The organism is Pseudomonas sp. E1MeOHC2 (assembly GCF_058745025.1).
The window spans coordinates 4,753,866-4,765,635 of sequence record NZ_CP196675.1 but is presented as its reverse complement, the minus strand read 5'-3'; the positions used below and the strand labels follow the sequence as shown (position 1 = coordinate 4,765,635).

General features: G+C 59.8%; 11 protein-coding genes. 3 read left to right on the top strand and 8 right to left on the bottom strand.

Annotated features, from left to right (window positions below; all coding sequences use genetic code 11):
* Positions 1–158: 158 nt before the first annotated feature.
* The 3 genes from catA to ACSSU5_RS21600 are packed head-to-tail and all read right to left on the bottom strand — an operon-like array spanning position 159 to position 2,581.
* Positions 159–1,094: a catechol 1,2-dioxygenase gene (gene catA, locus ACSSU5_RS21610; protein WP_264313700.1), complete on the bottom strand. Its 936-nt coding sequence runs from the start codon at positions 1,092–1,094 to the stop codon at positions 159–161.
* A gap of 42 nt (positions 1,095–1,136) precedes the next feature.
* Positions 1,137–1,427 (bottom strand): muconolactone Delta-isomerase, encoded by a 291-nt coding sequence (gene catC / locus ACSSU5_RS21605; RefSeq protein ID WP_264313701.1) that lies wholly within the window; start codon positions 1,425–1,427, stop codon positions 1,137–1,139.
* 32 nt (positions 1,428–1,459) lie between these two features.
* On the bottom strand, positions 1,460–2,581 hold the full coding sequence (locus ACSSU5_RS21600; RefSeq protein WP_492559775.1) for a muconate cycloisomerase family protein: 1,122 nt from the start codon (positions 2,579–2,581) through the stop codon (positions 1,460–1,462).
* 135 nt (positions 2,582–2,716) lie between these two features.
* Between ACSSU5_RS21600 and ACSSU5_RS21595 the strand changes: the two genes are divergently transcribed.
* The 3 genes from ACSSU5_RS21595 (at position 2,717) to ACSSU5_RS21585 (ending at position 5,805) form a co-directional block, all read left to right on the top strand.
* Positions 2,717–3,589, top strand: a complete 873-nt coding sequence (locus ACSSU5_RS21595; RefSeq protein WP_264313703.1) for a LysR family transcriptional regulator — start codon at positions 2,717–2,719, stop codon at positions 3,587–3,589.
* 148 nt (positions 3,590–3,737) lie between these two features.
* A complete protein-coding gene (locus ACSSU5_RS21590) occupies positions 3,738–4,505 on the top strand; it encodes an SDR family NAD(P)-dependent oxidoreductase (RefSeq protein ID WP_492559774.1) in 768 nt (255 codons plus the stop codon).
* A gap of 28 nt (positions 4,506–4,533) precedes the next feature.
* A complete protein-coding gene (locus tag ACSSU5_RS21585) occupies positions 4,534–5,805 on the top strand; it encodes a D-arabinono-1,4-lactone oxidase (protein ID WP_264313705.1) in 1,272 nt (423 codons plus the stop codon).
* A gap of 60 nt (positions 5,806–5,865) precedes the next feature.
* On the opposite strand, the gene ACSSU5_RS21580 is transcribed toward ACSSU5_RS21585, so the two are convergent.
* From ACSSU5_RS21580 to ACSSU5_RS21560, 5 genes are all read right to left on the bottom strand, one after another.
* On the bottom strand, positions 5,866–6,666 hold the full coding sequence (locus tag ACSSU5_RS21580; protein ID WP_264313706.1) for a helix-turn-helix domain-containing protein: 801 nt from the start codon (positions 6,664–6,666) through the stop codon (positions 5,866–5,868).
* Positions 6,667–6,782: 116 nt separating this feature from the next.
* On the bottom strand, positions 6,783–8,015 hold the full coding sequence (gene eutH, locus ACSSU5_RS21575) for an ethanolamine utilization protein EutH (RefSeq protein ID WP_264313707.1): 1,233 nt from the start codon (positions 8,013–8,015) through the stop codon (positions 6,783–6,785).
* Between the two features lie 509 nt (positions 8,016–8,524).
* Positions 8,525–9,319: an iron-containing redox enzyme family protein gene (locus ACSSU5_RS21570; RefSeq protein ID WP_492559773.1), complete on the bottom strand. Its 795-nt coding sequence runs from the start codon at positions 9,317–9,319 to the stop codon at positions 8,525–8,527.
* Between the two features lie 31 nt (positions 9,320–9,350).
* The gene (locus ACSSU5_RS21565) at positions 9,351–10,544 is read right to left on the bottom strand and encodes an MFS transporter (RefSeq protein WP_492559772.1); all 1,194 of its coding nucleotides are present in this window, start codon (positions 10,542–10,544) and stop codon (positions 9,351–9,353) included.
* Entirely contained in the window at positions 10,545–11,678 is a 1,134-nt protein-coding gene (locus tag ACSSU5_RS21560; protein WP_492559771.1) for a ThiF family adenylyltransferase, read from the bottom strand.
* Positions 11,679–11,770 lie beyond the last annotated feature (92 nt).

Here is an 11,770-nt window from a genome sequence, read left to right as displayed (position 1 = left end):
CCATCTGCCGACAAGCTAATCGCAGCCCTTCTTCTCCAACATTCCGAAAAACGAAAAAAAGCCCAGGCCCTCCCCGCACGGAAAGGCCCAGGCACAAACAGTAAATCCTGTGAAAACGCGCTTGCTGTGATCACGCAAGCGCACGCATCGCCCTAAGCTCAGCCGTCTTGCAACGCACGCGGGCGATGGCTGCGGGTTTCAGCCTCAGGCGCCTTGGCAGTCTGCAGCTGGAAGTCAAAGGCCAGTTCGGCAAAGCGGTCCCCTTGCACACCGCGATCCCGCGCCGCCGCCGCATCCTCGACAAAGCGCAGATCACCGATCAGCCCGTCACGGGTGGCATAGGCAAAGTCATCCCACAGGTACTGGTCGCCTGCGAAGTTGATCTGCGTGGTCAGGTGACGATGCCCCGGCGCCGAGATGAAGAAGTGCACGTGCGCTGGGCGCTGGCCGTGGCGGCCGAGCAGGTTCAGGCACTCCTGGGTCGGCCCCTGCGGGTCGCAGCCATAGCCGGACGGCACGATGGAACGGGCGCGGTAGCGGCCTTCGGCGTCGGTGATGATGCGCCGGCGCAGGTTGTACTCGGACTGGCTCGAGTCGAAGTACGAATAGGTACCCTGGGTGTTGGCGTGCCACAGGTCAACGGTAGCGCCAGCCAACGGCTTGCCCTCGGTGTCGAAGACTTGGCCCTGGAGGAACATCACCACGCCAGGGTCGGTGCCATCGTCCATGCGTGCTTCGCCTTGGCTAAGCGGTGCACCGGCGACATACAGCGGGCCTTCAATGGTACGCGGGGTGCCACCGGTCAGGCCTGCCTCGGCATCTTTGGCATCTTGCAGCAGGTCGATGAAGTGCTCGATACCCAGGCCCGCCGCCAGCAGGCCTGCCTCATTACGCCCGCCAAGGCGGTTGAGGTAGTCGACGGCATGCCAGAACTCATCCTCGTTGACGTCCAGGTCTTCGATCAGACGGGCAGTGTCCTGCAGCACGCGCAGGATGATCTGCTTGAAGCGCGGGTTGCCCTCGGCGTGCCCGAGGCCTGCAGCTCTCTCGAAGAACGACTGGACTTCGGCAGTGTGGGAAATTTTCACGGTCATGTTGCTTACCTCGTATTGTTCTTGTCAGGTAGTCAGGGCGACTCAGCGGTCGTCGCTGTGGATCGACGAAGGGTGGCGGCACAGGCCGTCCACTTCGATCTCCATGTACGGGAACAGCGGCAGTTGCATCAGGGTGTCGTGCAGGGCCTCGACGCTTTCCACATCGAACACGCTGTAGTTGGCGTAGTGCCCGGCAATGCGCCACAGGTGGCGCCAGGTGCCTTCGCGCTGCAGGCGCTGGGCCAGTTCCTTTTCATCGGCCTTGAGCTTGGTGGCCTTGGCCGGGTCCATGTCGACCGGCAGTTTCACGGTCATCTTCACGTGGAACAGCATGCGGATTCTCCTTAAGACGTTGAATGTACAGTTCAGCGGCGGGCGAAGCGCGCCAGGCGCTGCTCGTCCAAAGTCAGGCCAAGGCCTGGTGTGCGTGGAATGTGCAGTTGGAAGTCGTGGTACTGCGGCGGCTCGTTGACGATCTCTTCGGTCAGCAGCAGCGGCCCGAACAGCTCGGTGCCCCAGGTCAGCTGGCGCAAGGTCAGGAACGCGTGGGCCGAGGCCAGGGTACCGATCGAGCCTTCGAGCATGGTCCCGCCGTACAGGGCGATACCGGCCGCTTCGGCGATCTGCGCCGTGCGCAGTACCGCACGCGGGCCGCCGTTCTTGGCGATTTTCAGGGCGAAGATGCTGGCCGCGCCGTCGGCGGCCAGGCTGAAGGCGTCCTCGACGCTTTCGATCGATTCGTCAGCCATGATCGGCGCCGGGCTGCGCTGGTTGAGGCGCACCTGGCCGCCACGGTTGATCCGCGAAATCGGCTGTTCGATCAGGTCGATACCGTTGTCGCCGAGCACCTGGCAGGCGCGCAGCGCCTGGGACTCGTCCCAGTACTGGTTGACGTCGACCCGCACGCTGGCGCTGTCGCCCAGTTCGCGCTTGATCGCCACCACGTGCTTGAGGTCCTGGTCCACCGGGTTGGCGCCGATCTTCAGTTTGAACACGCGGTGGCGACGGATCTCAAGCATGTGCTGAGCTTCGGCGATATCGCGGGCGGTATCGCCGCTGGCCAGGGTCCAGGCCACTTCCAGGCTGTCGCGTACTCGGCCGCCCAGCAGCTCGCTGACCGGCAGGCTCAGGCGCTTGCCCTGGGCATCGAGCAAGGCGCTTTCGAGACCCGACTTGGCAAACGTGTTGCCCTTGGCCAGCTTGTCCAGCTTGAGCATGGCGGCGTTGATGTTGTCTGCCGGCAGGCCGATCAGCGCCGGCGCCAGGTGCGCGTCGATGTTGGCCTTGATGCCCTCGGGGCTTTCGTAACCGTAGGCCAGGCCACCGATGGTGGTGGCCTCGCCGATACCTTCGACGCCGTCGCTGCAGCGCACGCGCAATACCACCAGGGTTTGCTGCTGCATGGTGTGCATGGCCAGCTTGTGCGGGCGAATGGTCGGCAGGTCGACGATAATGGCGTCTATACGTTCAATCAGGGTGTTTGTCATTGTTGCCAGGTCCCGTCAGATCGGACCGCAGATGGCAGACCCGATAGTTGCACTTACTTGATTGTTCAAGCATTGCGCGAGACCCTGATACCCGTCCAATATCAAATGAATCTCCCACCATACCCTGGAGGTCTGATGGAACTGCGCCACCTTCGTTACTTCAAGGTGCTGGCCGAAACGCTGAACTTCACCCGTGCCGCCGAGCTGCTGCATATCGCCCAGCCGCCGCTGAGCCGGCAGATCAGCCAGCTTGAGGAGCAGCTCGGCACGCTGCTGGTGCTGCGTGAGCGCCCGCTGCGCCTGACCGAAGCCGGGCGGTTCTTTTATGAACAGACCTGCACCCTGCTCCAGCAACTGGAGAACATCAGCGACAACACCCGCCGCATCGGCCAGGGGCAACGCCAGTGGCTGGGCATCGGCTTTGCCCCCTCGACCTTGTACACCGTGCTGCCAGAGCTGATCCGCGAGCTGCGCCAGGACAGCGAGCTGGAACTGGGGTTGAGCGAGATGACCACGCTGCAGCAGGTCGAGGCACTCAAGAGCGGCCGCATCGACATCGCCTTCGGCCGTATTCGTATCGATGACCCGGCCATCCTCCAGCAGGTACTGTGCGAAGACCCGCTGGTCGCAGTATTACCCAAAGGCCATCCGCTGGCGGGCACCCCGCTGACCCTCGCCCAGTTGGCCAAGGAGCCGTTCATCCTCTACCCGGCCAACCCCAGGCCCAGCTATGCCGACCATGTGCTGGCCCTGTTTGCCCACCACGGCATGACCCTGAAGATCAGCCAGTGGGCCAACGAGCTGCAAACGGCCATCGGCCTGGTGGCGGTCGGGCTCGGCGTAACGCTGGTACCGGCTTCGGTGCAACAGCAGCACCGCACCGATATCGCGTATGTCGGCTTGCTGGACACCAGTGCCGTCAGCCCGATCATTCTCAGCCGCCGCAAGGGCGATGTGAGCCCCATCGTGCAGCGGTGCCTGGCGTTGATCGCTCAACAAGCGACCTGACCTGCCCTCCCCCGTATACCCATCGGTATATGGATGTTCCCGTTGAACTGTTTCATGCTCCGACACGCGATCGCAAAACGCCGAGGCATCACACACATTCAATAAAAACCAATGCTGCGCCGGCAACCGGCGCGGCGCGGAGTCGAACATGACGGGACGTCTCAAGGGCAAGGTCGCGCTGATTACAGGCGGCGCGGGTGGGTGCGGCTTGGCCGCATCGCAACTGTTCGCGGCAGAGGGGGCGCGGGTCGGTATCGTCGACTTGCCGGGCAGCAAAGGCGCCGAGGTGGCACGGCAGTTGCGCGAAGCCGGCCATGACGTGCTGTTCGCCCCCGCCGATGTGTCCGACGCGCAACAGGTCAAGTCTGCCGTCGCGGCCGTGGAACAGGCGTTCGGGCCCATCACCGTATTGATGAACCACGCCGGCATTCTGGCCGCTGTGCCCTTCCTGGAAACCAGCGAAGAAGAGTGGGACCGGATCATGGCCGTGAACGTGAAAAGCATGTTCCTGGTCACCAAGGCGGTGTTGCCGGGCATGCTCTCGGCGGGCGGCGGCAGCATCGTCTGCACCTCGTCGATCTCGGCGGTGGTGGGCACGCCGATGGAGGTGTTGTATTGCACCAGCAAAGGCGCCACGCACATGTTCGCCAGGGCCATCGCCGTGGAATTCCGCGACCGCGGCATCCGCGCCAACGCGATCTGCCCGGGCTTTATCGCCACCGCCCATGGCCTGCGCGAAATCGACATGCTGCGCAAGCACGGCGTGGATGTCAGCGAACACGCCATCGCCGCCGCCCAGGGTCGCTTGTGCCAACCTTCGGAAGTGGCCACTGCGGCCTTGTTCCTGGCCAGCGACGACGCCAGTTTCGTCAACGGCGCCCACTTGTTTGCCGACAACGGCTACACCGCCATCTGATCACAACAATAATTGGCAGGAGACCAACGTGACCACCTCATCGAACAACATGCACATCAACGAGTTCGGGCTTGATCAGGCGCACTGGCGCAACTGGGCGGGCAACCAGTCGTGTATCCGCGCGGCACGTGGCGCCCCCGCCAGCGAAGACGAACTGTGCTCGATGGTCAGCCAGGCAAGCGCCAATGGCATGAACGTGCGCGTGGCGGGTTCCGGGCATTCGTTCACCCCGGTGGCGCTAACCAACGGCCTGCACCTGTCGCTGGGCAACATGAGCGGTGTGCGCCACATTGACCACGAGAAAAAACGCGTCACCGCGGCGGCCGGGACAACCATCAACGCCTTCGGCAAGGCGCTGCGGGCTGCGGGTCTGTCCATGGTCAACCAAGGCGACATCGACAGCCAGTCGATCGCCGGCGCCCTGACCACAGGCACCCACGGCACCGGCCTGACCCTGGGCAACCTGGCATCCTCCATCGTCGGCTTGAAGCTGGTTCAACCCAACGGCGAGATCATCGTGGTGGACGAAAGCACCCCCGACCTGCTCCAGGCTGGCCGGGTTTCGCTGGGGGTGCTGGGTATCGTTTCAGAGCTGACCTTGCAGGTGACCGACAGCTTCAACCTGCACGAGCGTATCTGGCGAGAAGATTTCGAAAGCGTGATGGACAAGCACGACGAATTGGCGCGCACGCACCGCCACTTCAGCTTCTTCTGGTGCCCCTACGAACAGAGCCGGCACTGCTACTGCCTGCCCGACACGGCGGCGACCTCCACCAGCGGGCGTACCACCGACGTCTGTGAGGTGAAAGTCATGGACATCACCGACCGCCCGGCCTGGGAAAGTGAATTCGAGAAAGTGGCCTACAGTTCGGACGTCTACCCGATCGAGTACCTGCCCAACTTCCATGAACTGGAATATGCCGTGCCCCTCAGGCACAGCAAGGAAGCCTTGCGGGCGGTACGCACGCTGATGCTCAAGGACTTCCCCGAGGCGATCTACCCCATCGAGTACCGTTTCACTGCAGGCGACGGTGCCTGGATGAGTCCGTTCTTCGAGCAGGACAGTGTGACCATTTCGGTGTCCGGCCAGCCAGGCACCGACTACTGGGACTACTTGCGTGCGGTCGACCGGATCCTGCGTTCATACGGCGCCCGCCCACACTGGGGCAAGCTGCACTTCCTGACCGGCGACGACGTCAGCGCGATCTACCCCCGTGCCCAGGATTTTCGCAACCTGCGCCGCCAGCTCGACCCCCAGGGCGTGTACCTGAGCGAGCACCTGAGCCCGCTGTTCAAGTAGGCCGCAATGGCTTGGCACAACGCCCGGGGCTGCACCTCGGGCGTTGTGCTTTTCAGGCGTTCAGGCTTTGGCCAGGTAGTCGATGAACAGGCGAAACAGTTCGGCGTTGGTAGAAATTTCAAGCCGCTGGTAGATGTTGTGCTTGTGCACCTTCACGGTGCCATCGGAGATGTTCAGTTGCCTGGCAATCGACGCATTGCTGTGGCCCTGCAACAGCAACTTGGCGATATAGCGCTGGGTTTCGGTCAACTGGCCCTGCAAAATCTCGACGAACGCATCCTCCAGCACCACGCGCTCGGCAGGCGCATCGCGCAGGTAATCGGCATACCTGCGCCGACAATGCTGGCCGAGTACCGAGGCCAGCACAGGCGCCATGGCCGCCAGCATCTGCATGTCTTCTTCGCTGAAGCTGCCACTGCTGAGGTTGCGCATCAGCGAGTAGACAATGGCCACCTGGGGGCGCAGTGCAATAATGAACCCCACCTCCTCCACCGAGGTGCCGTAGTCGGACGATACACAAGGGTGGATGTCCTTGGAGATGGAGAAGCCCGATGAGAAGAAGCTGTCGGGTGCCAGTTCGCTCATGCGCCAGAGCCCGGCCGGGTGCTCGTTGACGCAGGCGACATAGAACGGGTCGAGCAGGTAACCGCCCCGCACGTAAGCGTTCAGGGTGCGCTCGGACACCGATTCGTTGTAGCCGTTATGCACCAGGATCGCTTTGTGGTTGAACTGGAACAGGTAACCACAGCTCATCTCGAACGCCAGTTTCTCTCGCAACAGCGCATCGATGGCAGTGCCCAAATGGTCCGTGCCGATTGCATCGATAACCGCCGCCAGCCTGTTCGCTTCTTCCAATGTCATTGTTCACCCCGCTCTTGTGCACAGAAGCCCCCGGGCAACTTACCGCCCTGAACCGCAAAAAGCACAAAATCCGGGGCGCGTTGGGCGCTCCGGATCATGTCGATGACGTTTTTTGCTCAGGACGGCTCGGCTGCCACCTTGAAGGCGCTGGCGGCCTCGTCCTGGCGCCCCATCTCCACGGCCTTGGGCACGGCCAGCCAACTGGCGAGCAACATGGCCATCAGGCCACCGCTGAGCTTGCCGATGATCAGCGGCAAGATCAGCGAAGGCTGGAAGTTGGCGGAGAACGCCATGTGGTCGCCGAACGTGAAGGCGGCGCACACCGAGAAGGCGATCACCAACACTTTGTCTTTGGGCGGCATCTCGCTGACCAGCCTGAACATGGCCAGGATGTTGGCCGAGGCGGCCAGCACCCCGGCCGCACCGACACCGGACATGCCAAAGCGCGAGGCGACCCGTTCGATGGGCTTGGCCAGAAAGCGCTTGAGCAAGTGCACCATCGGGAACGCCCCACACAGCATCAGGCCTATGTACCCGGCAATTTCCAGGGCACGGAACTGGTCGTCGGCATCGGCAATGATGGGGGCGAAGCCCCAGCTCCCGAACACAGCGCTGAAGAAGCCGGTGAAGTACTGCACGATGGAGGCCACCAGCACCAGCACCACCGCGATGTACATGAACTGGCCGAGCTTGAGGAACAGGTACACCATCAGCGTCGGGAAGTAGCGCAGCGCCGCCGCCAGCGCGATGCAGAACAGAATCAACGGCATCAGGTTGCGCACCAGCATTGGCCAGGTGAAGTGCAGCGCCTGGGTGGCCGCGCCGGTGGTGGCGATGTCCGGGCGAACCTCCAGGCCGAGCAGTTGCATGGTCATGGCGATCACCATGATGCTGACGGGAATGGTCAACAGGCCGGCCATGATCCCTAAGGCCATGTACTTGTGGTCGACCTTGCGCAGCATGGCCAGCCCCACCGGGATCACGAAAATGATCGTTGCGCCGCACTGAAAGCCGGTAATCAGCCCCAGTATCCAGCCCTCGGGGCTTTGCGCCAGGGCCTTGGCCAACTGATAGCCGCCCATGTCCGAGGCGATGAAGATCGGCCCGGCAATCCCGGGGTCGGCGCCGATGGCCTGGAACAGCGGTGCGATGAACTGGCCGATGCCCGCGGAAATGTACGGGATCGCCGCCATGATGCCGGCCACGGGGATGAAGATGGGGCCGATGCTGTGCAGGCCGGCGATGAACTCCTGGCCCAGCTCACCTTCCGGGTTGTAGATGGATGCCACGGCACCCAGTACCGCGCACACCATGATGACGTAGATGACATAGGTGCCGATGCTTTCCATTTGCCGCCTCATTCTTGTAAGAGTTGTTGGATTGGCAGGACTGAATGTCACGGGGGGGCGTAGTTGTTTTTATCGCGCATGCAAGGTGCGCCCCGTCGAGGGTTAAGCTATTCGGCAGGCAGCGGGCTGTCCATATACCGGGAGGTATAGGCAGTGCTCAGACCCGGATACTGCGATCACCTTGGACAGCGGTTAAGAAGTACCACTGACAATCATTTGCCCATCGCTCGTGCTGCACGAGCGCCTGAGGCGAAATCTGCTTTCGATAGCTGGGATGCGATGACGCGTACGCCAATTTTTCAGGGGTACATCTGAAGCACCACACTAGGCTCTGTACGAAAAGTTTTGTGGGAGCGGGCTTGCCCCGCGATGGAGTGCGAAGCGCTCCTGTACCTGATATCAAATAGTGTCAAAGACGCCGCGAATTCAGGCTTTGCTGCCGCGTTGCGGCAGATCGCGGGGCAAGCCCGCTCCCACCGCGATGGATGACCATACTTTTCGTACAAAATCTAGGCATGTTGTTGTCGACTGATGTCCTCCCAGATGGCATCGAACATGACACATCGCTTGGTAATTGCCTCATACCCCGTTTGAACTGCAAGGGCCTTTGCTTCAGGACTTTGTCGCGTCAAACGCTCTAGAATCCCCAGCAGGGTAATGGCATGTCCCTCGTCCTCTTCGATGTGCAAGCGAAAAAACTCCAGACCGTCTTCATGCACCTCCAATTTTTTCAGCGCCGTGAGGATCGGTTTATAAATCAGCGGCACGATAGCTTCAGCGCCAAGACAAAGCGCCGCGATGCCCAAAACCGGATTTTCGTTGCGGCAAAACGTCATGATGGATTGGGTAAAATCCAGCGTCTGGGGCAAAGGTGGTGCCGCCATGGCATAAGTGCCCAGTCGCTGGAGCGAGCGTTGAAACAAGTCTGCATGCGTCACCTTGTCGTCATCATCAACACCCATTTCCTCCTGCATATTCTCCATTAACAGCTGGATGTCGCCGAGGGACTCAAGGTGGCTGATGATCGAGCAGATGAAGCGGGTAAAATTTCGAGCGTAGTAGTGGTGCTGCACCAAAAAGAAACGCATGGCACTCAAGGAAACACGGCCATCGGCCATTGCGATCAATAGCTCATGGCTCACCAACCTGTTCAATGCTTCGGCGCTCAGCCATTTGCCCCATACCGAGCCGCCGGTGATCGCCTGAATGATCTCGACTCTATTTCCGCTCTGCGGTTCAATGCCATTCTTCAATTTTGAGTTCCCTTCATCTTGCTTAAGAATTAAACGAGCAAAACCATCCATCCCAAAGGATGCGCTGCAAGCCGCTCACTATTTAGCGTTTACCACGACGAAGAACATAACGATCCGATTGGGTTAGCCAGTAAGCGCACAAAGAGGCGAAGACAATGCACATCCCCCCTGATGTGAGAATCAGACCACTGCTGGAAAAATGGAGTAGTAACCATCCACTGAGCAAGCTTGCGGGTGGAATTGCGAGATAGGCAATAAGCCGTGTAACACCGACCGTTCGCCCCAGAATCGCTTGCGGCACCAACTGCTGGCGATACGTGAAAAACGCAATGACCACAACCGATTGACAGCAGGTAGACAGCGCCCAGAGTGCCGACAGTGTCCAAGGTTCGCTGGCCAGTGCTGCGCTCAACGTGAAAAGCCCTGCCAGCAAGCAACAGCGTCGGATGAGAACGCCAGTCGCATAGCGTTTTACCAAACTTGCGCCTGCCACTGATCCGGCGACCGCACCTGCGCCAACAAGCCCGTAGTAATAGCCCACGTCACTCAACGGTACCGCGAGGAGCGAGGTGTAAACGTAGATAAGGCTGGCACCGACCAGGGCAAAACCGAAGTTACAGAAAAAGAACAGCAAAACGAACGAACACAATTCTCGATGGCGAATGACATAAAGCAGACCTGCTTTGATTTCAGTGAAGACATGCGTCGTGGCGGGATGAGGTTTATCCTGCTCTTTCAGCCAATAACAAAGTGGCAAGGAAAGCGCAAACCCCACGATACCGCCTAGTAGAATCTGCTCTTTAGAGCTGAAGACCAACAGGACTGAAACACCCATCGGCGCAATGATGCGAATTGTGTTGTCACTGGCATTGACGATCGCATTAAAGCGATAGAGTTTCTCTTTCTCGATCAGCGCAGGTGCGATGCTCTGAAATACCGGATGATGGGTTGCGCCGACGCTCGCCAACATAAAACTCAGCAACAACAACAGGGGACTCAACGTGGCGCCGTCCCCTGTGCCTACGACGGCATAAATCAGGCAACCGATGACGATATTGGTCAGATCACCGCCAATCAAGAGTCTTCGCTTGCTATAGCGATCGCTCCATACACCGGCAAACGGCGTAACCAGTATGTAGGGTGCCATTGCTGCGAAAAATGCTAGCGAGGTCCAGACTGGGGAGCCTGTCTGCTCATAGATGTAAAGCGGAATGAGAAATGCAATAGCCCATGAGCAGACGGACGTGATGGCATAGGACGCCAACAGCTTGAACATCTAGACTGTCTCCGCCTGCACGGTCGACTGCTGCGACCTGGCAAGATGGCCACACACCGTACAGGTCGGGTTCAACTGCCAGACTTCGGCAATGCCCACATCCAGATCATCGAACGTGAATTCCTTGAGCTTGTTGGTTAACTGGGGTGGCTGGCAACCGGTGAGGATTTTGACCGTTTCGCTCACCATCATGCCCGCGGTGACAGCCACGAGGGTGACCAAGGCCGGGCCGGGATGCTGGTAGGTTATGTCGTGCTGCTTGGCCATGTTCGAGATGCTGTTCACCAGACTGCTTTTATTGCGTGCCGAAGTAAGCCAACAAGCACCGCAGCCAGAAATGCCGGGCACCACAGAGTAAAAAACCGAACGCCGGACATCCAGCCCGCCTGAGATAAAGGGCACGCCTTGTTCAACGCACGCTTCATTCAGCCAGTCGGCCATGTAGTTCGCGGGTTTATCGGCGACGCAAATAACAATATCGTGGCCCCTCACGACGTTGGCCACATCACCTGTAGATTCGAGCCGACGTTCGTGGGTGGTGATATCGAGATGGCTATTGAATTCGAGCAGCCGACGCCTGGCAGTGACGACCTTTGACATCCCTATGTCAGTCTCCTTATAGAGAATTTGCCGATTGAGATTGCTCAACTCAATCGTGTCAAAATCAAGGATGGTCAGTTGATGCACGCCCAGCGCCACCAGGTCGAACAGGATATGGGTACCAAGACCACCACAGCCGAGTACGCAAACCTTGGCCGCGCGCAATTTTTCCTGAGGCATAAACTTGTTCTCAGTCACAGCCGACATCGACCCGAAAAAGTCGATATTGCGGGAGAACCGCATTCGATCATGATCTGAGAGTGAAGTAATTTCAAACGCATCCGGGCTCTCGACCAGTCGATACCTGATCAAGTCTTGCACCACCGCTCGAATATCGTCCTGACTGACTGCGGGAAAACGATCAGCCACTTGGGTAATCAAGGCCTCAACGGATACACTGCCATTCAATGCAGTGGCCAATTCCCAGATAGCACCATGGGGGTCGGGAATTTTCGCGTATTGCCCATTGAACCTCAGAACAACCTGACCTTCGAGCTTGAACGGAATAATTGTCGGCTTCAGGCAAAGTTTCATGTTCCTGCCTCACACTCATCAAATAAACATTGTGGGCGCCAGGGCCCGAAGGCCCTGGCTTTCGTTGGTCAACTCAGCCGATCTGAGAGTCG